The organism is Niallia circulans NBRC 13626 (assembly GCF_001591585.1).
Classification (GTDB): Bacteria; Bacillota; Bacilli; order Bacillales; family Cytobacillaceae; genus Niallia; species Niallia circulans.
Genome location: NZ_BCVE01000013.1, coordinates 72,881 through 97,487 on the forward strand (window position 1 = coordinate 72,881; position 24,607 = coordinate 97,487).

Here is a 24,607-nt window from a genome sequence, read left to right on the forward strand (position 1 = left end):
TAGGCTTAGTGAGCGCATAGTATGTTTGCGCAGCTAAGTCTTTTTTTCTTTTAAAAGCTGGGAGAATTTAAAAGTTCTCTTACGAGGAATGAAATTCGACACTGTTTCTTGTATAATGGATAAATGTATCGGGAAATGCAACGTTCAAAAACGAAACGCTTAATTGATATTTAAGCGTCAACGAGGGATAGGGATGAAAAGAAGAAGGAAAACTACAACAAATACAATTATTGTCTTAATATTAGTTATATATTTTGGCTATTTATTTGCTTCTACTACAATTAAGCAAAATAAAGAACAAAGATTGTTGAAATATTTACCAGAAATCGCCACTCAACTGGAAAAAAATGAATTAAATGCAGAAGAGCTGGCACCTGTTTTACTTGCTATCATGGATCAAGAAAGTCGCGGAAAAGGAAATGATCCCATGCAGTCCTCTGAATCAGCAGGGCTGAAAAGAAATGCAATTGAAGATCCATCCGAGAGCATTAAGCAAGGAGTATTTCATTTTGCAGAAGTGTACAAGTATGGGCAAAAGCAAGGAGTAGATATAGAAGCAATCATCCAAAGCTATAATATGGGACCTGGTTATATTGATTTCATTGTCAGCAATAATCAAGTCGAACATAGTGAAGAATCAGCCAAAACATACTCAGAATATATGGTCGAACGGTCACCAGACATTTATACATGTAATAATGACAAATTAAATTTTAGATATCCCTATTGCTATGGAGACTTTACCTATGCAGATAAAGTGACATCCAAGGTAGAGGAGATGAGTAATATAATTGAAAAATATGCTCGGAAATTATAGGAGGAATAAAGAAAAATGAAGCTTTACCATTCTGTACTTGAATTAATTGGCAATACACCGACTGTACGATTGAATAAAATACCTAATACTACTGGAGCAGAGGTTTTTATCAAATTAGAATCTTTTAATCCAGGGGGAAGTGTGAAAGATCGTGCGGCTTTAAATATGATTGAGCGTGCTGAAAAAGAGGGAAAGCTTATCCCGGGAAGAAGCACCATTATTGAACCGACCTCAGGTAATACAGGGATAGGAATTGCCATGGTTGCTGCCGTAAAGGGATACCGTTGTATCATTACAATGCCAGATAATGCAACAAAAGAACGTGTCCAAATATTAAAGGCATATGGAGCAGAGGTATATTTAACCCCAGGTAACAGACGAATGCAAGGGGCAATTGATGAAGCCAATCGTTTAGCTATAGATATTGCTGACAGCTTTATTCCCATGCAATTTGAAAATGCAGCAAATGCTGATGCCCATCGAGGTACTACTGCTGTTGAAATTTTTGAAGCGTTTGAAGGAAAGCTAGATGCACTTGTTTTGACAGCTGGCACAGGTGGAACAGTTACTGGTGTTGGAGAAGAATTAAAGAAAATGATTACAGACATAAAAATATATGTAGTAGAGCCATTTGGTTCTCCAGTATTATCAGGAGGTAAACCAGGCCCTCATAAAATTCCAGGAACAGGCCCAGGATTTATACCGAAAATCTTGAACAGAGACATTTTTGATGAAGTCTTATTAATAAAAGATCATGATGCAGAAGTCATGGCAAGACGTCTTGCAGCGGAAGAAGGAATCTTTGTAGGGGCATCGGGTGCATCTAGCGCACATTTTGCTGTGCAAATAGCAAGTGAACTGCCATCAACTGCTAAAGTGTTATGTATCGCACCTGATACAGGAGAACGTTATTTATCTTCAGATTTATTTTCATAAAAGAATGGAAACATTGGAATAAGCTGTTCCTATTGGGGAGAAAATATTCCAACTAATACTTCTTAGCTGACCAGATCATTTGTGATTTGGTCTTTTCTTTTTCTCCAATTGGCATAATAATGTTGCGATTTTATAGTACATCTTTAACTCTGTTTTAAATCAAGTGTATAATAATACGTATATGTAAATTTTTATACATAGATTAAAGGAGATGGAGTTAATGAAATTGATTTGTGAGTCCGGCCAATTAACAGATTACTTATCTGAACAAAAGGAAGTGGATTATTCTAATCCAATCATTAAAGAGAAAAGAGAGGACCTATTTAATTCAACTCAAACAGAAATTGAAAAAAACAAAGCAGCCTTTGAATTCGTCCGTGATGAAATAGGTCACTCCTGGGATATTCAAGGGAAACGTGTGACTTGTAAGGCATCCGATGTTTTGAAGTACAAAGAAGGAATTTGTTATGCAAAAGCAAATTTATTAGCAGCTTTATTACGTTCTCAGCATATTCCAACAGGCTTCTGTTATCAGCGATTGATGTTGTTTGACTCTCCAGAAAAAGGATATTGTCTACATGCTTTAAATGCCGTTTATTTAAAATCTCTAAATAAATGGATACGATTAGATGCTCGTGGAAACAAAGCTGGCATTGATGCACAATTTTCCTTAGAGGAAGAAAAGTTAGCTTTTACAATTAACGAAAAAATGGATGAAAAGGACTATCCCGTTATTTATGTTCATCCAAATCCCAAAACAATAAATGTGCTAAAGGGCCATAATGATGCATTAGAAATGTACAAACATCATTTGCCTGATAGCATTTAGTACAGGTGTTTAATGGTTTACAAGGAGATGAGAAAGAGGAATATGGATTGCTGTGGGGAGATGGGGTATCATGCAACATTCAAGTGTGATATTCATGAAAATCCCTATGACTGTCCAGATAAATTAATTTTATTCGATGAAAAGGATCATGACTACGGATTGATTATACATGATGGAGGTACTTCAAGTATTGAAATTGAATTTTGTCCGTGGTGTGGGTCAAAATTAGCATAGTTTGTGCAGAATTACCGGAGCACAGAATACGTATTGGCCAAATATCGGTTGGAAGAATGAGAATTAGGACAGCTAAAAATTGCATAAGGTGAAACTTTTTATTCCATATAAGCGTACCATTTATTAACAAATTATTAGGGAGGTAAAGCATTGGGAATTTTACTCGACTTATTAAATCTTGCAGTTTATATACCTTTTCTAAAGGTTGATGAAGAAGAGGTATGCAGAAATGTAAAACATCTAAAAAAACATCAATGGTTCCGAAATTACCTTAATGATGAAGAGTGTAGAGGGCTAATTATTCACGATAAGGATGTCCGACAATGTATTGGGAAATTCAATAGTAGTAAACTCAATAAGCATTCTTATCAAAAAAAGTGTCAAGAAAAATTACATAAAGTTCTCCTGCAAAATGGAAATTTTGCCTAAAGCAGTTGCAGGAAAAAAGGCTGTCAAGAGAGTTTTGGCAGCCTCCTTGTTTTTTTCAAAGTGATAAATATTCCTTTTCATATACATATTGCACTTGCAGTAAAACTTGGGCTGCGTGCTGTTTAAATTTGAATTCCACAGGCTTTCCTTTTCTAAAATATAGCCCAGCTTCATGCGGAGATTTTTCTAATCCAGCAAACAACCGACCTGCCCCCACACTAGGATGTGGACCAAATAAATGGATGAATGGTTGTATAATTAGTGGCAGCCCGCCATTTCTCCCTTTGCGCATTGTATTGTTATTGCCTGGATCTATACTGATAATTGTCACACCCTCTCGCTTTAATTCTTGCGCAAAAGCATGCGTCCACAAAGTAATTGCCAACTTCGTCGATGCATAGGGACCAATCAATTTCTGAAATTTAGGCGGGTTTGCCAATTCCTCTGGTACGAAAGATTTTTTAAATTTAAATGCATCTGAACTAGTTTGTATAACAATAGCAGGCTTTCCTTTTTTTAAAAGATCAAGTAGTTCCATCGTAATGATAAAGGGAACCACAGTCTGAATTTCGTAATGCAGTTCACGCCCTTGTGGGGAAAAGACGAGCTTCGAGAAACTGCCTCCTGCATTATTGAAGAGAGCATCAAGCTTTGTTTCTTTCTCTTTTATTAGCTTCAAAGCAGACTTTAATTGCCTAAAATCAGCTATATCAGCATGATAAACTCGGATTTCTCCTGCGCGGATTTTTTGCTGCAGCATTTGCTCTTCTTTTGGAAATTCAGAGCGAATTAAAGCTGCAACTGCCCACCCATTCTCGATTAATTTCTTAGTCAGCTCAAGACCTATTCCGCTGTTCGCCCCCGTAACAAGAGCTGTTTTTCTTTCTGCTATAATCATTTTATTACCTCCTATTGGTGATGAAGGAAGTATAGAATATGAAGTTAACTCCATGTCAATAAAAAGAATTCTCCTTGACCTGGAGTTAACTCCATATCTTATAATGACTTTATAAGAAGGAGGACGAACGAATGTATACCATTAAACAGGTAAGTACTCTTACTAGACTAAGTATTGATACAATCAGATATTATGAAAAAATTGGTTTGCTTCCAAACATTAAACGGCTGCCGAATAAGCATCGAGTCTTTACGCAAGCTGATATGGATAGGCTTCAAATGATCACTTGTATGAAAAAGGCAAATCTTAGTTTAGAAGAAGTGAAATTATATCTTGGTATTGCGGAAACAAGTAAGATGACCCCTGAAATGATAGCAGGTATGCTTCAGCAAAAGGAAAAAGTAAAAAATCAGATGGCCCAATTACAGACCGTTTTGGATTTTATCGATGAAAAGTTAGCAGAAGGAACATGGTTAAAAAGAAAAGTATAAAAACGAATGTCATTCTTTTAAGGATATTTCTTAAATCAAACAGATTTTGATTTTATCACAACTAAAGTGGAAGGTAAGTGACATTAGTAATAGGAAATTTAAAATAACTATGCCCTTGTAATGATATTTCAATCAATATCATTACAAGGTACATTATTTATTTTGAAATTGTAACTTACTTAATCAGAGTGTGCGACAGCCTTGACTTCAATCAACTGCTCCGGAAACGCCAGGTAAGTTACACCGATGAGGCTGCCGGCTGGTCTGTGTTTTTCCAGGTATTCTTTGAACAGACTGATGACTGGCTCAGTGTGCTCCTGCGGATTTGTTAGAAAGATTTCCACATAAGCGAGGTTGGACTTCGTAATACCAAATTCATTCAAAACTCGATCAAGGTTTTCTAATGTTTGGCGAGTTTGTGCCTCAATATTATCCTTGCCAACGAACATACCATCCTTATCGTGCGAAAATTGACCTGAAATGTAGATAGTACCGTTGACACTATATCCTTGGGTAATACCGTGGTCCCATAGGTTGTGATTGTAGGTTTTAATAGTAGTCATTTTTTTTCTCTCCTTTATCTCGAATTAAGGAAAGTATAAAATGAATATAAAGAAAAAAATAGTACGCACTATTTAGATAGCTACTATCAGAAAGGAAAGTGTCAATATGAGTATGGCTGATTATAAAGAAAAGGGTAATATCCAAGAGACACCTTTTGGATATACACTGTCAGTTGTTGGAGGTAAATGGAAAATGCTAATTCTGTATCTCCTTTCAGAAAGTCAACCTGTTCGCTTTAATGATATGAAAAGAAGAATAGGAACAATTACCTTTAAAACATTAAGTTCGCAGCTTAAAGATTTAGAAGCAGATGGGATGATTATACGAAAGGAATATCCTCAAATTCCTCCTAAAGTGGAATACAGTCTAACACATAAAGCAGAATCGATCCTGCCTATTTTAGAACAGTTATGTGAATGGGGAGAAAAAAACCGCAATATTTAACTTCTTTTGGCAGGATAATCAGAACTCATTTGAATCAGAATGAGCTAACTTTAGTCTCTTGTATTAGAAAACAGAAAACAGAAAACAGTTACCTAACTGGTAGCTGTTTTCATTAGTGTGCGGGCATGTTCACTAGCAGGCGGTGAAAGTTCTTATTATTCGTACTCTATAGAAATATGGTGTTCATTCGATGGATGAAAGCTAGATTTCGCCTTACTCCAGTAAAAATTGCGTTCATTCTAAGGATAAAGTCCCTTTTCACTTTACTCCAGTTTGTGTAGCCGAGCTGGATTTCCGCCACTACTTTCATCATAGTCTTGATTATTTAGGCTGAAATAAACTATTAGCAAGCTAGAAGATACAGTATTTGAGCTGGAATTTCCCCTAAAAAAAAGGAGTGTTCCCATTTAAAGTGGAAGCACTCCCATGTAGTAACCAATAATATTAAAAAGTAAACACCAAAGAAAAGAACCGATTGCGGCAAATAACATATATTTTGATAGATTCATACCAGAAATGCCTGAAAAGTAAGACGTTAATCTTCTGACACCTGGGATGAAATTAGCAATGACTATTGTCCAAGGGCCATATTTATCAAACCAATTTTCCACGCGTTCTAATTTGCTAGGGGTGAGCTTGATCCATTTTCCGTGGGTAAGCAGAAAGGGTTTGCCAATTTTCTTGCCTAATGTGTAATTGATAACCATGGCACTAAGGGCACCAATAAAGCAAATGATATCTGCAGCTAGAAAATTCATTATGGAAATGGAAGAAAGATAGCCTACAAAGGTTAGCAATGCTTCATCGGGAACAGGAATGCCTAAACCGCTTAATGCAAAAAGCACAAAAATGGCAATGTAGCCGAATTGGGAAATGAAATGTATGGATGTACTCATCTATATTACTCCGTTCTTTATTTCTCGTTAACTAGCTAAATAATGACTGTAAAAGATTTATTTATCTTTTGAAAGAAATCCACAGTATATAGTAGTTAAGTAAAATGTGCCTATTCCATGACAAAATAGTCAAGAAATAATGCGACTTTCCTATCATACAGCGAAATAAAGAAAAATGGGAGTGAGAAGTTCTAAGAAGTTAATTTTAAGATCATTTTATGAAGAGTTGTTAACGATGTAAATAATAATAAAGCAAACAAGAATCAATGATCGTGTCCAGATTACTTTTTGGCTGAGTCCCGCTCTTTTTTCTAGGAAAAAGATATAACTGTTTATGAGAGCAAACCCTAGAATAAGAGTAGGTACAGAAAAGGAGTGCTCGGAGGACAAGAGGGCATTGGCAATAACCAGAGAGATAATCAGCATGCCGATGGAACCCCAGACTAGTTCGATATACAGACTTCTTTTATTCTCCATAATTTTGACACCTCCTTATGAAAAAGTCACCATTATTTACATTATTAAGCATATCATAAGTATGTTGGTACAAAGAAAGAAATTACACTCGAATGATTTGACTTTGAGTCATATTTGCATTACTTTAATGACAAATAGAAAAGTAGTCACTGGGAAAATGAAGCATGCTAGAAAAATATAAGGAGGTTTTTTGAGGATGAGAACAACAATTGAAAAAGCACTTTCCTTAGGTTTAGGTTTAGCGATTGCAGGTAAAGAACAAGTAGAAAAAACAGTTGAAGAATTAGTGAAAAAAGGAGAGGTAAGCAAAAATGAATCAAAAGATTTAATCAATCATTTGATTCAAAAGGGAGAGGAAATGAAAGGTCAGCTTGAAGCAGTAGCAAAAGAAAAGGTAAATGCTGCTTATGGAGAATTAAAGCTGGCTACTTTAGAGGATGTAAAGAAATTAGAAAAAAGAATAGAGGCATTAGAAAGAAAAAATCTCGACGAATAAAGTAGGTTTGTAAATGGGTGTAAGTAAACGTATTAGACAGATGAAAAGATATCGCAAAATAACGTCTATTCTCGCTCGTAACGGAATAGGCTTTTTTTCCAATAAGATCGGATTGGAGGAGAAGTTTTTCTTTCATAAAGAACATCCTCCTAAAAGCACTGGAAGACGTATCCGCTTAATACTCGAAGAACTTGGAACTACTTTTATTAAACTTGGGCAGATTGCCAGTACCCGTCCTGACATAATTCCGCCAGAAATAATTAATGAATTAAAAGAACTGCAAGACCAAGTACCTCCCTTTACATATGGAGAAGCCGTTCAGATTTTAGAAGAAGAATTAGGTGATTCTGTCGATCATCTGTTCAAACATTTTTCTGAAACTCCATTGGCGGCAGCATCCATTGGGCAAGTGCATAAAGCAATCCTTAAAGACGGGACGCAGGTTGCTGTCAAAATACAACGTCCTAATATTCATGCTATCATCGAAACAGACTTAGAAATTATCGCCGATTTGGCCCGAATCGCGGAGAATACATGGGGTTGGGCAAAGCAGTATGGCCTTCGCGAAATTGTTGATGAACTTGCAAAAGGTCTGCTGATTGAATTAGACTATGGAATCGAAGCCAGAAATATGGAGCGTTTTCTAGAGCAGAATAAATCGATAGGATATGTTGTCATCCCGTCAGTTTACTGGGATTATTCCACAAAAAAGGTATTGACGATGGATTATATAGAGGGAATAAAGCTATCTGACCATAAGCGATTAGATGAAGCTGGAATTGATCGCGAACTGCTTGCAGAAAGATTAGCCTATACGATTTTCTATCAAATTCTAGAGGTTGGTCATTTTCATGCCGATCCTCATCCGGGAAATGTACTTGCCCTACAGGATGGGCGCATCGTTTTATTAGATTTTGGGATGGTAGGCCAGCTTTCTTCTTATACGAAAAAGAGTTTTGCTTCCTTCGTTGTGGCTCTTCGTAATAAAAGCACGAAAGGAATCATTCGCGCGATTTCTGATTTAGGCATGATTCCCGAAAATGTTGATATAAAAAAATTAACAGCTGATGTGGAAGAGTTACGCGATAAATATTATAATATTCCGCTGAAAGACGTAAGTGTGGGTGAAGCAATTAATGATTTATTTATCATTGCCTTCCGTCATAACATAAGAATTCCTTCCGAATTAACCCTTTTAGGAAAGGCGCTTATGACGATGGAGGGAGTTGTTGTAGCACTTGATCCTACTTTTAGTGTATTTGATGTGGCGGAGCCATTTGGAAGAAAGCTATTTCTTGATAAGCTCAAGCCGTGGAAAATAGTGAAAAATATAGTAGAGGAAATACCAGAATACTTTGCTTCATTAAAAGATATTCCGATTACCGCCAAACAGTTAATGGGAATTCTTCGTAAGGGAAAAGTGCAGGTGGAATTTACCTCCCCACAGTTAGATTTATTAATCAAAAAAATTGATCGATTCAGTAATCAAATCGCGTTTAGTATTGTGCTGCTGGCATTGAGTATCGTGATGGTCGGTCTCATTATTGGCGTTGCACTTAGCGGAGTACAAACCGTTCTCTGGAAATTTCCAATCATTGAAATTGGCTTTTCAATCGCCATGTTGATGGTTGCTTGGCTTATTTACTCGATTTTTCGGTCAGGCAGGTTTTAGAATAAGGAGAATGAAAAGTGTCAAAAACTCTCTATTCGAGTTTTTGACACTTTTTTTGGTCACGCCTTTGTATGGTCTTTTCGTAAACATTGTTGCTTTTTTAGATATTAAGGGTTAAATGTGTTTAAAAAACTTATGGAATATTATCCCTTCCCGCTTTGTTGTGTTAGAATAAGAATGTATGTTCGATTGTGAAAAAGGGGGATAACTTTAAGATGTTAAAGAATAGAGAAGATATAATAAAGCTAATCCAAAGCGATGAAAAAATGATGGAGATTATAAAGGTTGCGAGTTCATTGAATTTGCCTGATTGGTGGATATGTGCTGGATTTGTACGTTCAAAAATCTGGGACACATTGCACGGGTTTAAGGAAAGAACTGAGACTCCAGACGTAGATGTTATTTATTTTGATAACGCAAAAATTGATGAGAATTTTGAAAAGAAATTAGAGAATAAGTTGAAAAGTATAATGCCTAATATACCTTGGTCTGTTAAAAATGAAGCAAGAATGCACGTCATTAATAATCTTCCTCCTTATTCTTCTTCGGAAGATGCTATTTCAAAGTTTCCAGAAACTGCAACTGCTCTCGGAGTAAAGATAGACAAGGATAATAAACTGGTTCTTACTTCTCCTTGTGGAACTGATGATGTCATTAATTTAGAACTGAAACCGACTCCCTATTTTATTGAAATAAAAGAACTTGCTGCAATTTACGAGGAGCGAATTATAAAAAAGAATTGGAAGGCTATTTGGCATAAAATTAAAGTCCAACACATATTAAAAAACTAATTAGGAAATATGCCGTTTCATTTTATAGAATGGCTTTTTTATACCTAAGGTGGTGGATACCTTTTTTAACATATCCTTCTTTCCTAAGATTAATAGGCTCGTGTTTCAATGTCTTTATCAGAGCGAATTTCTTATAGGTTGTAGTATCAGCGCATAGCAAAGAAGCTGGTTCACTATCATTCCCTATAACCGCATCTATTTCTTCCGCTCGCACTCGGCCTTGATTATAACCTGCAACTACGGTTCTGAACTACCACAACAGCAATTTTAAGGTTACTAGTCTGTCTCTTCCCCCACATTTCTTTGTTTTTCTGTCTAAGGCTTACATCCTTTTAAAGACTCGTTAAAAAGGGTTCATCACTTTCCAGCATTCCTTTCAAAATTTGAAATCTTTGGGGTGTGTAGCTATATCAAGTGAATTAGTATATTTTTCCAATTTTACCCTAACCGTCACCGTCAAATCTAGTCTTTTATCGGCAGTTACGCCTAAAATTAACCGCACTTCGAATCTATTCCTGCAGTAAATAACGGAAATATTTGGATGTTTGTAGCTTCTTCTTGAAATGGTATAGATAAACAATCAACTAAAACAGGAGGAGTTTGCTGATGAAGGCTGTTACATTTCAAGGAACGAAAGATGTACAAGTAAAGGAAGTGGAAAATGCGAAGCTTAAAAAAAAGGATGATATCGTCGTTCGCATTACCTCCACGGCTATTTGTGGATCTGATTTACATATTTATCAGGGGGCATTGCCGGCTGAAAAAGACTATGTCATAGGACATGAACCTATGGGAATTGTGGAAGAAGTAGGGCCTGAAGTAACAAGAGTAAAAAAAGGAGATCGTGTTGTACTACCATTTAACATTGCTTGCGGACATTGTTACTATTGCGAGCATGATATGGAAAGCCAATGTGATAATGCTAATTCCAATAAGGACATTGCAGATACGGGAGCATATTTTGGCTTTACAGAACGGTATGGAGATTATCAAGGGGGACAAGCAGAATTGTTACGAGTTCCATACGGGAATTTTGTTCCTTTTGTTATCCCGGAGTCCTGTGAATTAGAGGATGAAGCCTTGTTATTTATGTCTGACGTCCTTCCAACGGCATATTGGAGTGTCGAAAATTCAGGCGTAAAAGAGGGCGATACGGTCGTCGTTTTAGGTTGTGGACCTGTTGGATTAATGACTCAAAAATTTGCTTGGATGAAGGGGGCAAAGCGCGTTATAGCAGTTGATAATATTCCATATCGCTTAAACCACGCTCAAAAAATGAACCAAGTGGAAATTGTTAATTTTGATAATCATGGAGATACAGGCAACTATATAAAGGAACTGACTTCTGGTGGAGCCGATGTAGTAATCGATTGTGTAGGCATGGACGGAAAGAAAACACCTATGGAAGCAATTGGTCAAAAGTTGAAGATTCAGGGCGGAACAATCAGTGCTATCGAAATTGGTATGAATGCTGTTCGTAAGTTTGGTACCATGCATTTAACAGGTGTTTATGGATCTAAATATAATATGTTCCCATTAGGAAATATTTTTGAACGAAATATTACAGTTAAAACAGGACAAGCACCAGTAATACACTATATGCCCATGTTATTTGATTGGATTACTACAGGAAAAATTGATCCAACGGAAATTATTACACATCGCATTGCATTAGATGATGCGAGCAATGCTTATCAAATGTTTAATGATCACCAGGATGAAGTAATTAAAGTTGTCCTTAAACCTTAATTGTTCGAAAAAGCCATCGAAGGAAGATGATCGATGGCTTTTCACTTCTTTATCAACCCCTTCCGAACATATGGCAATTTATCGACTATTTGACGCTATCCATATGTTTCTACTATCTAACCCTTTATAATAAAAGTGTAAACCAGCTAACACAGAGAGGGACGTTTTCGATGAGAAAATACTCCAAGATGATTAAGCCTTTTGATATTATTATGGTTGTTCTCCTCTTAATCATTTCATTTGTCCCAATGGTCGTATTTGCGATGCACCAAGGGAAGGAAGAAGAAGGGAATAAAGTCATGGCAGTCATTACACAGGACGGGAAAGTCATTCGTGAAGTAGAACTAACAGGTCATACAGAAAATGAACAATTTATGATAAAAGGAAAAGGAAAACAATATAATTTAATCGAAGTGGAAAATGAACAAATCAGAATTAAAGAAGATAATAGTCCAGACCAAATTGGCGTCAAAATGGGATGGAAAGGCATACCTGGTCAAACAATTATATGTCTGCCCCATAAAGTTTTAATCGAAATAGTAGCAGACAAACCGGAAAAGGCAGAGGAGGATGGATTGATTTTGTCGCATTAGTTAATTGTTTTGTGTGGAAAGCGGTGTTCAATCACCGCTTTCTTTTGTTTTTGTGGTGTTTGTGGTTTGGCTGAAAAAGGGTGAATTTTGGCTGATAAAGAATGGAGTTTGGCTGATATCCGCAAAATTAGCCTTTAATATACTTCCTTACAGCAAATAAAAAAAGGAAATGGTCCAAAAAATAATAAAAAACCGATTCCACACTCTGATACTCATGGAGAATCGGCTCTTTTTAATAAAAATGTTTATTTTTCGTCGTCTTCCATAAAAGGCTTATTAACGTAATAATACATAACCCCCATAAAACCAACCCCGCCGATTAAATTCCCTATTGTTACGGGCACTAAGTTACGAATAATGGCTGGGATAGTGACAGCTGGATTTTGATCTAAAACATAAGAAATAGAGAATGTTGCCATATTAGCAATGCTGTGTTCATAGCCTGAGATAAAAAAACAGAAAACGAATAAAATCATTACCGTTATTTTAGCGATATCTTCTTTTAAAGCCATAGGGATAAAGAATGCTAAACAAACAAGCCAGTTACATAAAATTCCTCGAAAGAAAAGTTCACTTATGGGTGCCTGCAATTTAGTTTCTGCAGCGTGAAGTAAAAAGTCATTGACACTAGGTGACTTAAACAGCCCGGTTAATAAAATGAAAACAGCAAAGAAAATTGCTCCGACTATATTTCCTGCATAGCTAGTTCCCCAAACTTTAAAGACATCGGTCCACTTGATTTTTTTTCTTAATGCAGCATAAGTATAGTAAAAGGTGTTTCCTGTAAATAAATCTCCGCCACCATAGGCGATAAGAATAATAGCTGCGCCGAATACTAATGCAGCCATAGGATAGGCAAAAGGAGATTCCACTGCATAGAAGAAATTCCCTGTCTTAAATGCAACAATTACTCCAAATCCAATAAACATGCTGGCGACAACGGCACGCATAAAAAAGCGAAACTTACTGCGTTTATAAATTTTTAATTTTTTTAAGGCTAATTTTTCTACTTCATAAAGAGATGCGCCTTCCATATTCCTAATCCTCCTGAAAAAAGGTTATCTTCGATTAACACTGTAGTAATGTTTCTTACTCTATTATTATCATGTTGATTTCATAAGAGGTCAATGAAATTATGTGAAAAAAATCACAATAATAATGTATATTCGAAATTTGTTCACATTTCTACCGAAAGTTAACGATCTTATTATAGTTCCCGAAATACTAAATTAAAAATATACATAAAATATGCAAGATTTTTCTGAAAATACTGTTAATATAAGATGATTCATGTATCGGAAAATAGAATAAAACGCGTAATATCAGCTTGGAATAATTTGTCGAAGAATTCATGTTATATTTTCTTACAAATGTATAGACTTTATATTTATTCAATCATAAAATAGAAGATGGAAACTAATAAGGGAGTGAAGAGCTCATGACTTCAGCATATCGCATTTCAATGCTTGTAAACGATCAGCCGGGAGTTCTGGCTCGTATATCCAGTTTATTTGGAACGCATCATGTTAATATTGAAGATATCAAAACGAAAAAATATAAACGAGAAGCAACGACGAGAATACAAATTTCTAGTTCGGCAGAGGAGAAGCAAGTACAAAACCTTATCCTAGGATTACAGGGATTAATGGATGTTGTAGAGGTAGATGCAGATGCCATTCATCAATCTGCTTTTCAGCAACGACTGCTTCAACGTACAAATACTATTCAGACCCTAAGAGAGCAAAAAACACTAAGCAAGAAAGTATCTTACTGGCTAGTTGCCTGCAGCTTGTTCTTAACATTATTCGGTACGAATATTCCTGCCTCCCTTTATTCTCTTTACCGTGTAGAATGGGGACTTACACCGGGAATGATTACCCTTGTATTTGCTATTTATGCTTTTACGGTTATTCCAGCAATTGTGATTGCGGGGCAATTATCCGATCAGATTGGAAAAAAGAAAGTACTTATCCCGGGAATTTTCTTTTCCCTTATAGGAACATTTTGCTTCACCATAGCGAATGGTCTGGGAATGCTGCTTATTGGTCGCTTATTCCAAGGATTATCTGTTGGAATTTTAAATGGGGTAGCAGTAGCTGCTTTAACGGAGCTTGATGAGAATAAAAATACAAAAAAGACTGCGTTAATATGTGCTCTTGCTGTTACCCTTGGGAATGCGTTCGGCCCCATTCTCTCCGGATTACTTGGTGATTTTGCTCCAATTCCATTGAGATTATCTTATTATGTACATTTATTATTTATCATTCCCTGCTTTATCTTCCTATTTTTCTTAAATGAAAATATTAGACCAGGTTTAAAGCCTGTTCAATTGAAGAAGCCATTTGTTCCAAAAGAGATAATGAAACCATTCTTACTAGCATCTTTTACTTCTTTTGTGGCATGGTCGATTATTAGTATGTTTATGTCGTTAATTCCATCTAATCTGTCTAGCTTTACAACTGTAAGTAGTTTAACGATATCAGGCGTAGTTGTAGCACTTGGATTAATCGCCGCTGCTTTTAATCAAATTTTATTAAAACAATTATCACTAATGAAATTAATGACAATTGGATATGTGTTCCTTGCATTGGGTCTTATCCTTCTAGTTATTACGATTGATACGAAATCACTGACCTTATTGTTGATTTCTGCTGTATTGATTGGCGGGGGAAATGGACCAGCTTATGCAGGAAGTCTAGCACTAGTTAATGAAGTAGCTCCAAGTAAAACGAAAGGGAATATTGTATCTACTTTCTTTGTCATTACTTATCTTGGTGTGAGCCTGCCAGTTATTGGTCTTGGCTATTTATCTCAGTCTTTTGGGGTAGCTGGGGCTGTAACGACTTATGTACTCATTATGGGAGCACTGTTAGTAGGAATTGCAGGCTTTGCGTGGAAAGAGGGAAAATCCATTTTTCCTAAATGAGATGTTGTAAATTAAAAGGCCGGATTTACTTATAAAAAGTAAACTGGTCTTTTTTCAACCCTGCCAACTAAAAGTAAAAGAATTGTAAAGAAATAAAAAAGTATTAATAATTATCTCGATATTGAATAGAATGTTGATGTAGAAGATTTGGCGAGGGAATCTACCTATGACATATCATAGAAACGAATTGGAAGGCCCCGAGACAGAGACGATCTAGGAGCCTAGCTTGAAGGTTTGAATAAATAAGTAGATTCCCTTAACCAATGAAAACTTTAAGCAGTAGAATCATGTAAGAAAAAGAGGCTGAAGAAAAATTAAAAAATTTGTCGAAAAGAGGTTGCTTTTTTTACATGATGATTATATAATAAAAAACATGTTAAGGACATGTTAAAAAACAGTAAAGAAAACTTAATAAATGCGGGTGTAGTTTAATGGTAAAACCTCAGCCTTCCAAGCTGATGTCGTGGGTTCGATTCCCATCACCCGCTCCATACATAGCTCACAACGCAGTGTTTCGTTTCATTAAGAACGAAGCATTGCGTTTTTTATATTTTACGAAAAAAATAGTTGGAAGAAGCGTTCTATAAAAAGCTCTTCTTCCAACCATATTATTCCACAATAGAAAATGAGGCCTCTCCTCCATGAACTTGTACAAACATTTTTAGTAGAGATTCTACCATTTGTTTGGCTTTTTCATTTGCAATAGAGGGTGGGAGATAAATAATCTGAATGGCATTTTTCGTAGATGATTGGACAGGGGCTCTGTCTGAATCGACAAAGGGGCTGCCAAATGGACCAAGTTCATCTTCTGATACAATCAAATTTTCAATGGAATTTATTCTTCCATTAAGGCCAGCGTATTGTTCGCCTTCTTTTCCGATACGTATGTTTATTTTTCCTTGAAGATTGGCACAATCATAAATACCGATCGGAATACCGTATTGAAGGGAAAAGAAGTTATTAATATCAATACTACTATTAATTGGTTCTAAGTAATTCTGTTTTTTGATGCGTCTCAGCAGGCTTTCGGCTGAATGGCGATAACGATTTGGATCTTTGCCTGTCTTTTTAAAGATTTCCCGCCATTCTTTTATAGAAGGGATATCCGTTACATTACTATCTTCTAAATCAAAAAAAATAGACTCTTGAAAAAGTCGCATCCGCCCTTTAATCATTTGCGGCGTGTCCATTACTTGCATACCTTGGTAATAAATGTAGCCAATCTTAAAATTGGGTATCCGTTCTTTAATCTCTTTTGCGATTGAAATATCCAATATATACACCTCCAATATAATAGTTGTCTATGTTATTCTATATTTTAGCGTAATCTTTATAAAAAACCAATGAAAAGGAAGGAGGGGGTCCTATGGATTACCGTGAATTCAAGAAAGATATCATTGCATATAGTAAAACGATCGGAATCGATAAAATAGGCTTTACAAGTGCGAGCACCTTTGAAGAAATGAAAGTACGACTAATAACCCAACAGGAGTTAAACTATCAATCTGGTTTTGAAGAAAAGGATATTGATAAGCGGGTAAATCCCTCCCTTCTATTACATCAGCCAAAGTCCATTATTTCGATTGCATTAGCTTATCCTTCTAAAATGAAGGAAAGAGTAGTCAGCAAAAAAGGGGAGCGCAGAGGGATTTTTTGTCGTGCTTCCTGGGGAACAGATTATCATGTTGTCTTAAAAGATCGCTTGCAGAAGCTTGAAGATTATATAAAAGAACGAATTCCAGATGCTTTGTGTAAGTCAATGGTCGATACCGGAGAATTGGTAGACCGAGCAGTTGCCCAGCGAGCGGGAATTGGTTGGTCTGGAAAAAACTGTGCAATCATTACTCCTGAATTTGGTTCGTATGTTTACTTAGGGGAGATGATTACCAATCTTCCAATCGAGCCTGATACACCGATGGAGGATCAATGTGGAACTTGTAATAAATGCATTGATGTATGTCCAACAGGTGCTCTTGTTCAAGGTGGCCAATTAAATGCACAAAGATGTATAGCGTTTCAAACACAGACAAAGGGCTTTTTAGCGGAAGAATTTAGAGAAAAGCTTGGAAATCGAATTTATGGCTGTGATACATGTCAAACGGTTTGTCCGAAAAATAAGGGCATTGATTTTCATAATCATCCAGAAATGGAACCAGACCCTGAAATAGCAAAACCATTGCTTCAACCACTTCTTTTTATCAGTAATAAAGAATTTAAAGAAAAATATGGTCATATTTCTGGTTCATGGCGTGGGAAGAAGCCGATCCAGCGTAATGCGATTATTGCACTTGCTCATTTTAAAGAAGAAGGAGCAATCAGTGATTTAATTACAGTCATGAAAAAAGATCCAAGACCAGTAATAAGAGGAACAGCCGCTTGGGCACTTGGGAAAATTGGCGGCGATGAATCAAAGACAGCCCTAGAATTAGCAAGACAACAAGAAGCCGATCACGAAGTATTAAAAGAAATGGATGATGCATTACAGCGGTTGGCAAAATAATTAATAGGAATGAACGCTGAAATTTTTCGGAGCAAGAGGAAAAGAGGCGTTCATCAGTTGGATGAAAGCCGAAATCTCGTGGAGCAAGAGGAAAAGAGGCGTTCATCAGTTGGATGAAAGCCGAAATCTCGTGGAGCAAGAGAAAAAGTGGTGTTCATCAGTTGGATGAAAGCCGAAATCCCGTGGAGGAAGAGAAAAAGAGGCGTTCATCAGTTGGATGAAAGCCGAAATCCCGTGGAGCAAGAGGAAAAGTGGTGTTCATCAGTCGGATGAAAGCCGAAATCCCGTGGAGCAAGAGGAAAAGAGGCGTTCATCAGTTGGATGAAAGCCGAAATCCCGTGGAGCAAGAGGAAAAGTGGTGTTCATCAGTTGGATGAAAGCCGAAATCTAGTGGAGCAAGAGGAAAAGTGGTGTTCATTAGTCAGATGAACGTAAAAATCCACAGAGCAAGCAGAAAACAGGCGTTCATTAGAAAATACTCTTTATCATTTTAACAAATTAATACGAGATGAAAAAAGAAGGCTAGCAATGCCTTCTTTTTTTGTACACTTCTACTCTGCTTTAACATAGTTATTAATGAAGGGAGTAGATGGAATGAGACAACAATTAATGGAGTTAATCGAGAAAAGGATTCAGCAATGTGTTACAAAGGATAGGGAAGCAGTAGTGGATGAAAAATTAGAGAGAAAAAGAAATAGTATGCATAAAAGAAAGGCTGAAATTGTTCATGTGAAGGCGAAAGGGAAAATTGAAGATATGGAAAAAAAGGCGGATGAGACAGAAGAATTAGTGTATTCTGTTCATTTTCAATATTTTATCAAGCAGGGCGAGCTTTTTTTGATTGAAGAAGAGGTGGAAAATCGAAAAGCTGTTGTTTTCAAGGGGATAATAATTGAAGATACAGAGATTCTGCCAGCTTATCCAGAAGACTATCGAGAGGTGCCATTAGCGGAAGAATGGGGAGAAACAAAAGAAAGAGAGAGCCGCTATAAGTATAATCGTTTAAAGGCTGTTCAATATGCAGAAAAATGGTGGAATAGTTATAATCCGAAATACCATCAATTTGAAGTAGATTGCACCAATTATATATCTCAGTGTGTGCATGAAGGCGGGGCACCAATGAGAGGCTATCCTAATCGAAATAAAGGCTGGTGGATGCAAAATAATAATTGGAGTTATAGCTGGGCCGTAGCGAATGCGTTCCCAAGATATTTAGAAACCTCTACTGCTGGCTTGCGGGCAAAGCGGGTGGATAGAGCCATGGAGTTAAAACTTGGAGATGTCATTTGCTATGATTTTGAAGGTGATGGGAAATATAATCATACAACGATTGTTACAGGGAAAGATGCGAATGGTGAGCCATTAGTAAATGCGCATACGTATAATAGTCGCATGCGTTACTGGAAATATGAAGATTCGACAGCTTATACACCGAATATTAAATACAAATTTTTTACGATTATCGATGGATAAAAAGGAGACATATCTCTTTCGCATTTCCTTTTCACAAAGTGTATAATGGAACGGAAAGTAACAGTTTAGAGGTGACAAACTTGGCAATACATATTGTTTTATACCAACCACAAATCCCTTCCAATACAGGCAATATTGCCAGAACATGTGCGGGAACAGACACGGTGCTTCATTTAATTCGTCCATTTGGATTTTCTATGGAGGATAAAGCGTTAAAGAGAGCCGGCTTAGATTATTGGGAGTTTGTTAAGATTTATTATTATGACTCTTTAGAGGAATTTTACGATAAAAATGAAGGTGGAGCTTTTTACTATGTGACGAAGGCAGGGGAATCTCCCTATGACTCCTTCGATTTCAGTACGCTAAATAAAGAGCATTATTTTATTTTCGGAAGTGAAACAACAGGTCTCCCTGAAGAAGTCATTCAGAATAATGTAAATAAAACGTTAAGAATTCCAATGACGGACAATATTCTTTCCTACAATCTTTCGAATACAGCAGCTGTCCTTATTTATGAGGCTTTAAGGCAGCAAAACTTTGCTCATTTAAAATAAAATGAAACTAGAAAACTGGATAAATCGAAACAAGTATACGAAGATTCTACGTATACTTGTTTATTTTTTGGGAATTACAGTGAGAAAAGGCATCTAGTTTAGCAAGCAGGCTAATTCTTTTGGTCAGAAAGATTATTGGTATATCATATAGGATATAGTTACTATTAGTAATTTTGGGAGACAATAAGAAAAAACAAAGGAGAAGATCTCATGAATCAAACAATCGATACCATACTCAATCATCATTCTGTTAGAAAATTTACAGATGAGGAGTTAACACAAGAGCAAATTCGTCTCCTTGTTGAAGCTGCGCAAAGTGCTTCTACCTCTAGCTTTGTACAAGCATATAGTATTATTGGGGTAAAGGATAAGGAGAAAAAGAAAAAACTAGCATCCTTAGCTGGAAATCAGCAATACGTAGAGAATAATGGTCATTTATTTATTTTCTGTGCTGATTTATATCGTCATACAGTTGCTGCTGAAATGGAAGGAAAGAAGGAAGCCGCTCAGGACTCCATTGAAAGCACGGAAAAGTTTATGGTAAGCCTTATTGATGCTGCGCTTGCTTCGCAAAATATGGCCATTGCTGCAGAATCATTAGGACTTGGTATTTGTTATATAGGTGGTATTCGCAATAATTTAGTGGAAGTAAGTCAGCTATTGAAAACGCCTGATCATGTACTGCCATTATTTGCTTTAGTTGTAGGTTATCCAGACCAACAAACAGAGAAAAAGCCTAGAGCTCCTTTTCATCATATTTATCATGAAGATCAATATGAGCAGGATGATGCACAATATAAAAAAGGACTACAGGAATATAATGAAGAAATCACAGCTTATTATCAGGAAAGAACAAATGGAGCAAGATCGGATACGTGGACTGCGCAAATGGCTGCTCATTTTGAGCATAAATCGCGTATGTATATGAAGGAGTTTGTGCAGCAGAAAAAATTTGATTTGAAATAAACAAAAAAACAGTGTCGGAAGTATACCGATGCTGTTTTTTATTAGTAAAATAAGAAATTAGTGATTATAAGACAGCATTTTTCCTACAAAGAAAAGGTTTTTCCTCCAATTAGTTCGCTTCACTAAAAAAACTATTCCCTCTTTTAAGCATGTTCGTATTCGCTGGTGCATAGATTATATTAATCGTCTCTGATAAAGTGACAGGGGAGGTCCATATGAGTATATTAAAGAAAATCGAGATGCATAGACAAGAAGAAGAGTTGTTGAAGTGGGAAGGGACATTTGAAGAATACCTAGAAATATTGAAGGAAAAGCCATGGGTTGGTCAATCCGCGCATTCAAGGGTTTATAACATGATTAAAGATGCAGGTATTGATGAAGTAAATGGAAAAAAACAATATAAATTTTTCTCTGATCAGCTCTTTGGTTTAGAAGAGCCGTTAGAAAGATTAGTAGAGGAATATTTCCATCCAGCTGCTAAGCGTTTAGATGTAAGGAAACGTATTTTATTATTAATGGGTCCAGTCAGTGGTGGAAAATCTACATTGGTAACCATGTTAAAAAGAGGCTTAGAAGCCTATACGTACACGGATCGTGGAGCGGTATATGCGATTAAAGGCTGCCCAATGCATGAAGATCCACTTCATATGATCCCACATAGTCTAAGAAAAGATTTTTATGATGAATATGGAATCCGCATTGAAGGAAACTTATCACCACTTAATATGATGAGACTTCAGGAAGAATATAATGGAAAAATCGAAGATGTAATCGTCGAAAGAGTATTTTTCTCAGAAGATAAGCGAACTGGAATAGGAACCTTTAGTCCATCTGATCCGAAATCCCAAGATATTGCTGACTTAACGGGAAGTATTGATTTCTCGACAATTGCTGAATATGGATCTGAATCAGATCCAAGAGCCTATCGTTTCGATGGCGAGCTGAATAAGGCAAACCGAGGGATGATGGAGTTCCAGGAGATGTTAAAATGCGATGAGAAATTCTTATGGCATTTATTATCCTTAACACAAGAAGGAAACTTTAAAGCGGGAAGGTTTGCTCTCATTTCTGCTGATGAGTTGATTGTCGCCCATACAAATGAAACGGAATATCGCTCCTTTATTTCCAATAAAAAGAATGAAGCACTGCATTCCCGGATTATTGTCATGCCAGTTCCATATAATTTAAAAGCATCAGAAGAGGAAAGAATCTATGAGAAAATGATTCGCGAAAGTGATGTTGCCGATGTTCATATTGCCCCACACACTTTAAAGATAGCCGCTATCTTTACTATTTTAACTAGATTAAAGGAGCCTAAAAAAGGTGATATTGATCTAGTGAAAAAAATGCGTCTATATGATGGCGAAAGTGTAGAAGGCTTTAGTTCGGCTGATTTAAAGGAACTGCAAAATGAATATGGGGATGAAGGAATGAGTGGCATTGACCCGCGTTATGTGATTAACCGGATTTCTTCTACCATTATTCGCAAGGATGTTACAAGCATCAATGCATTAGATGTGCTTTTATCCATAAAAGAAGGCTTGGATCAGCATTCTTCTATTACGAATGAATTAAAAGAAAAGTATTTAAATTGCATTTCCTTAGCACGGAAGGAATATGATGAAATTGCGAAGAAAGAAGTACAAAAGGCATTTGTTTATTCGTATGAAGAGTCAGCTAAAACGTTAATGGATAACTATTTAGATAATGTAGAAGCCTATTGCAATAAAAATAAGCTTCGTGACCCATTAACTGGTGAGCCGATCAATCCAGATGAAAAACTAATGCGTTCGATTGAAGAGCAAATTGGTATCTCCGAAAATGCAAAGAAATCTTTCCGTGAAGAAATCCTGATTCGCATTTCTGCCTATGCAAGAAAAGGAAAACGATTTGATTATAACTCTCATGATCGCTTACGGGAAGCCATCCAGAAGAAGTTATTCGCAGATCTGAAAGATGTTGTAAAAATTACTACATCTACTAAGACACCAGATGAACAGCAATTGAAGAAAGTAAATGAAGTGGTTGCACGTCTTATCGATGAACATGGCTATAATTCCACATCAGCAAACGAGTTGCTGCGTTATGTAGGAAGCTTATTAAATCGTTAATTAAATTGGTCAAGGAGGAACAGGCTAAAAGGCGTCTGTTCCTCTTTTGGCTTAAAGATAGAATAAGTGAATAGATGGAGCATGTCTAAAGCTATTTCTAAAAAAAGTAAAATTATCGAAATTATTAGTAAATTATTTAAGGCAACTGCATATGATAGAGTAATCACTTTATTTAGATAGAGTGATACCCAAATTAGTGTATGCGCAGAGGACTTTATATGTGCACAAAACGTAGAAAAAATTTTTTAGGAGGGGTAAAATGACCGAAAAGCAAAATAAACATCAGTTTGTAATATCCCAAGAAAATTGGTCCCTCCATCGCAAAGGCCACGATGATCAACAGCGACATCAGGAAAAGGTGCAGGAGGCCATTAAAAATAACCTCCCTGATTTAATTACAGAAGAAAACATCGTCATGTCAAATGGGCGAGAAGTAGTGAAAATTCCTATTCGTTCATTAGATGAATACAAGATTCGATATAATTACGATAAAAACAAACATATTGGGCAAGGGAATGGAGACAGTCAAGTTGGCGATGTGGTCGCACGCGATGGTTCTGGAAATCAAAAAGGCCCAGGAAAAGGGCAAGGAGCAGGAGATCAAGCAGGAGAAGATTATTTTGAGGCAGAGGTCTCTTTAATGGAATTAGAAGAAGCTCTATTTAAGCAATTAGAATTGCCGAATTTAAAACGAAAAGAACAAGATCAAATTGTTGTGGAAAATATTGAATTTAATGATATTAGAAAAGTAGGCTTAATGGGTAATATTGATAAGAAAAAAACAATGATCTCAGCATTTAAGCGCAATGCCATGTCTGGGAAACCAGCATTTCATCCCATTTATCCCGAGGATTTAAAATTCAAGACGTGGAACGAAGTGCAAAAACCAGAGTCCAAAGCAGTTGTCCTTGCGATGATGGATACGAGCGGCTCGATGGGCTTGTGGGAAAAGTATATGGCAAGAAGCTTTTTCTTCTGGATGACGAGATTTCTTCGCACCAAATATGAAACAGTAGAAATAGAATTTATTGCCCATCACACGGAGGCAAAAGTTGTGTCGGAAGAAGATTTCTTTTCTAAAGGAGAAAGCGGTGGTACGATTTGTTCCTCTGTTTACCGAAAAGCATTGGAATTGATTAATGATAAGTATGACCCAGGCAGATTTAATATTTATCCCTTCCATTTTTCAGACGGAGACAATTTAACGTCTGATAATGCTCGATGTGTCAAGCTAGTAGAAGAGCTGATGGAAGTATCCAATATGTTTGGCTATGGGGAAGTGAACCAATACAATCGCCACAGTACGCTCATGTCTGCCTACAAAAATATTCAAGATGAAAGATTCCGCTACTACTTACTAAGACAAAAAGCCGATGTGTTTAATGCTATGGCAAGTTTCTTCCGGAAAGAGGAAGAGGGACAGATGTACGCATAAAGAATAGAAGCACAACTCATTAAATGGGTTGTGTTTTTTTTGATCGGACAAGTGTGATGAAATAGGATGTCCGTGTTTTAACAACTTATTTTCTTAAGAGCACACTCTCGTTTGACCCTTATATACAGGGTGAAATATTAGATACTTTTGACAAAGTGGTATTTAAGTAGGTTTAACAAGCCTAAATGATACAAAATTTAATGATGGATACAAGTCTTTACTTTTACAAAAATTAAAACTTAGAGAAACTACTCTCTTTGTACAGCATGACTAGTAAGAAAGAGTAAAAAGGAATATTTTTGCGTTTTCTTATTTAAGCTTGTTTG

General features: G+C 36.4%; 25 protein-coding genes, 1 tRNA gene and 1 pseudogene. 21 read left to right on the forward strand and 6 right to left on the reverse strand.

The annotated features are described in order from the left end of the window. Nucleotides 1–193: 193 nt before the first annotated feature. From BCI01S_RS16060 to BCI01S_RS16080, 5 genes are all read left to right on the forward strand, one after another. Nucleotides 194–817 (forward strand): lysozyme family protein, encoded by a 624-nt coding sequence (locus BCI01S_RS16060; RefSeq protein WP_053215709.1) that lies wholly within the window; start codon nt 194–196, stop codon nt 815–817. A gap of 15 nt (nt 818–832) precedes the next feature. Continuing rightward, nucleotides 833–1,753, forward strand: coding sequence for a cysteine synthase A (gene cysK, locus BCI01S_RS16065; protein WP_061800041.1), 921 nt, complete (start codon nt 833–835; stop codon nt 1,751–1,753). Between the two features lie 220 nt (nt 1,754–1,973). Next, on the forward strand, nt 1,974–2,582 hold the full coding sequence (locus tag BCI01S_RS16070; protein ID WP_061800044.1) for a transglutaminase domain-containing protein: 609 nt from the start codon (nt 1,974–1,976) through the stop codon (nt 2,580–2,582). A gap of 27 nt (nt 2,583–2,609) precedes the next feature. Then, nucleotides 2,610–2,816, forward strand: coding sequence for a DUF6980 family protein (locus tag BCI01S_RS16075; protein WP_047942894.1), 207 nt, complete (start codon nt 2,610–2,612; stop codon nt 2,814–2,816). Nucleotides 2,817–2,966: 150 nt separating this feature from the next. After that, nucleotides 2,967–3,245, forward strand: a complete 279-nt coding sequence (locus BCI01S_RS16080) for a hypothetical protein (protein ID WP_061800045.1) — start codon at nt 2,967–2,969, stop codon at nt 3,243–3,245. 55 nt (nt 3,246–3,300) lie between these two features. On the opposite strand, the gene BCI01S_RS16085 is transcribed toward BCI01S_RS16080, so the two are convergent. Then, nucleotides 3,301–4,143, reverse strand: a complete 843-nt coding sequence (locus tag BCI01S_RS16085) for an SDR family NAD(P)-dependent oxidoreductase (protein WP_061800050.1) — start codon at nt 4,141–4,143, stop codon at nt 3,301–3,303. A 131-nt stretch (nt 4,144–4,274) separates the two neighbouring features. Between BCI01S_RS16085 and BCI01S_RS16090 the strand changes: the two genes are divergently transcribed. After that, entirely contained in the window at nt 4,275–4,634 is a 360-nt protein-coding gene (locus BCI01S_RS16090) for a MerR family transcriptional regulator (RefSeq protein WP_047942863.1), read from the forward strand. Nucleotides 4,635–4,813: 179 nt separating this feature from the next. Here BCI01S_RS16090 and BCI01S_RS16095 read toward each other — a convergent pair whose 3' ends face one another. After that, nucleotides 4,814–5,197, reverse strand: coding sequence for a RidA family protein (locus BCI01S_RS16095; protein WP_047942862.1), 384 nt, complete (start codon nt 5,195–5,197; stop codon nt 4,814–4,816). Between the two features lie 106 nt (nt 5,198–5,303). On the opposite strand from BCI01S_RS16095, the gene BCI01S_RS16100 reads away from it, so the two are divergent. Continuing rightward, nucleotides 5,304–5,642: a winged helix-turn-helix transcriptional regulator gene (locus BCI01S_RS16100; protein WP_047942861.1), complete on the forward strand. Its 339-nt coding sequence runs from the start codon at nt 5,304–5,306 to the stop codon at nt 5,640–5,642. 407 nt (nt 5,643–6,049) lie between these two features. On the opposite strand, the gene BCI01S_RS16105 is transcribed toward BCI01S_RS16100, so the two are convergent. Then, nucleotides 6,050–6,538, reverse strand: coding sequence for a DedA family protein (locus BCI01S_RS16105; RefSeq protein ID WP_047942860.1), 489 nt, complete (start codon nt 6,536–6,538; stop codon nt 6,050–6,052). A gap of 673 nt (nt 6,539–7,211) precedes the next feature. Here BCI01S_RS16105 and BCI01S_RS16115 point away from each other — a divergent pair. From BCI01S_RS16115 to BCI01S_RS16125, 3 genes are all read left to right on the forward strand, one after another. Continuing rightward, nucleotides 7,212–7,511, forward strand: coding sequence for a phasin family protein (locus BCI01S_RS16115; RefSeq protein ID WP_047942858.1), 300 nt, complete (start codon nt 7,212–7,214; stop codon nt 7,509–7,511). 13 nt (nt 7,512–7,524) lie between these two features. Beyond that, nucleotides 7,525–9,183 carry an ABC1 kinase family protein gene (locus tag BCI01S_RS16120; protein ID WP_047942857.1) on the forward strand — a complete coding sequence of 553 codons (1,659 nt, stop codon included), beginning with the start codon at nt 7,525–7,527 and terminating at the stop codon, nt 9,181–9,183. Nucleotides 9,184–9,398: 215 nt separating this feature from the next. Continuing rightward, nucleotides 9,399–9,974 (forward strand): nucleotidyltransferase family protein, encoded by a 576-nt coding sequence (locus BCI01S_RS16125; protein ID WP_047942856.1) that lies wholly within the window; start codon nt 9,399–9,401, stop codon nt 9,972–9,974. 43 nt (nt 9,975–10,017) lie between these two features. On the opposite strand, the pseudogene BCI01S_RS26020 reads toward BCI01S_RS16125, so the two are convergent. Further along, nucleotides 10,018–10,363, reverse strand: a pseudogene (locus BCI01S_RS26020) (IS1595 family transposase); the annotation flags it as partial. 217 nt (nt 10,364–10,580) lie between these two features. Between BCI01S_RS26020 and BCI01S_RS16135 the strand changes: the two are divergent. Both BCI01S_RS16135 and BCI01S_RS16140 read left to right on the forward strand, forming a co-directional pair. After that, nucleotides 10,581–11,723, forward strand: a complete 1,143-nt coding sequence (locus BCI01S_RS16135; protein ID WP_047942855.1) for a zinc-dependent alcohol dehydrogenase — start codon at nt 10,581–10,583, stop codon at nt 11,721–11,723. A gap of 170 nt (nt 11,724–11,893) precedes the next feature. Beyond that, on the forward strand, nt 11,894–12,316 hold the full coding sequence (locus BCI01S_RS16140) for a NusG domain II-containing protein (RefSeq protein ID WP_047942854.1): 423 nt from the start codon (nt 11,894–11,896) through the stop codon (nt 12,314–12,316). Between the two features lie 245 nt (nt 12,317–12,561). Here BCI01S_RS16140 and BCI01S_RS16145 read toward each other — a convergent pair whose 3' ends face one another. Continuing rightward, a complete protein-coding gene (locus BCI01S_RS16145) occupies nt 12,562–13,350 on the reverse strand; it encodes a formate/nitrite transporter family protein (protein ID WP_047942853.1) in 789 nt (262 codons plus the stop codon). A gap of 404 nt (nt 13,351–13,754) precedes the next feature. On the opposite strand from BCI01S_RS16145, the gene BCI01S_RS16150 reads away from it, so the two are divergent. After that, on the forward strand, nt 13,755–15,242 hold the full coding sequence (locus BCI01S_RS16150; RefSeq protein ID WP_061800057.1) for an MFS transporter: 1,488 nt from the start codon (nt 13,755–13,757) through the stop codon (nt 15,240–15,242). Nucleotides 15,243–15,659: 417 nt separating this feature from the next. After that, a tRNA-Gly gene (locus tag BCI01S_RS16155) sits at nt 15,660–15,733 on the forward strand. Between the two features lie 117 nt (nt 15,734–15,850). Here BCI01S_RS16155 and BCI01S_RS16160 read toward each other — a convergent pair. After that, complete coding sequence (locus BCI01S_RS16160) at nt 15,851–16,516, reverse strand: B3/B4 domain-containing protein (RefSeq protein ID WP_047942850.1); 666 nt, start codon at nt 16,514–16,516, stop codon at nt 15,851–15,853. Between the two features lie 92 nt (nt 16,517–16,608). Between BCI01S_RS16160 and queG the strand changes: the two genes are divergently transcribed. The 7 genes from queG (at nt 16,609) to yhbH (ending at nt 24,281) form a co-directional block, all read left to right on the forward strand. Beyond that, on the forward strand, nt 16,609–17,742 hold the full coding sequence (gene queG, locus BCI01S_RS16165; protein ID WP_047942849.1) for a tRNA epoxyqueuosine(34) reductase QueG: 1,134 nt from the start codon (nt 16,609–16,611) through the stop codon (nt 17,740–17,742). A gap of 254 nt (nt 17,743–17,996) precedes the next feature. After that, nucleotides 17,997–18,119: a hypothetical protein gene (locus BCI01S_RS26240; protein ID WP_268874859.1), complete on the forward strand. Its 123-nt coding sequence runs from the start codon at nt 17,997–17,999 to the stop codon at nt 18,117–18,119. A 217-nt stretch (nt 18,120–18,336) separates the two neighbouring features. Further along, on the forward strand, nt 18,337–19,215 hold the full coding sequence (locus BCI01S_RS16170) for an amidase domain-containing protein (RefSeq protein WP_047942848.1): 879 nt from the start codon (nt 18,337–18,339) through the stop codon (nt 19,213–19,215). Nucleotides 19,216–19,295: 80 nt separating this feature from the next. After that, nucleotides 19,296–19,769 carry a tRNA (uridine(34)/cytosine(34)/5-carboxymethylaminomethyluridine(34)-2'-O)-methyltransferase TrmL gene (gene trmL, locus BCI01S_RS16175; protein ID WP_047942893.1) on the forward strand — a complete coding sequence of 158 codons (474 nt, stop codon included), beginning with the start codon at nt 19,296–19,298 and terminating at the stop codon, nt 19,767–19,769. A 210-nt stretch (nt 19,770–19,979) separates the two neighbouring features. After that, entirely contained in the window at nt 19,980–20,735 is a 756-nt protein-coding gene (nfsA, locus tag BCI01S_RS16180; RefSeq protein WP_047942847.1) for an oxygen-insensitive NADPH nitroreductase, read from the forward strand. A gap of 215 nt (nt 20,736–20,950) precedes the next feature. Further along, nucleotides 20,951–22,846, forward strand: coding sequence for a PrkA family serine protein kinase (locus tag BCI01S_RS16185; protein ID WP_047942845.1), 1,896 nt, complete (start codon nt 20,951–20,953; stop codon nt 22,844–22,846). A gap of 259 nt (nt 22,847–23,105) precedes the next feature. Next, nucleotides 23,106–24,281: a sporulation protein YhbH gene (gene yhbH / locus BCI01S_RS16190; RefSeq protein ID WP_047942843.1), complete on the forward strand. Its 1,176-nt coding sequence runs from the start codon at nt 23,106–23,108 to the stop codon at nt 24,279–24,281. Nucleotides 24,282–24,607 lie beyond the last annotated feature (326 nt).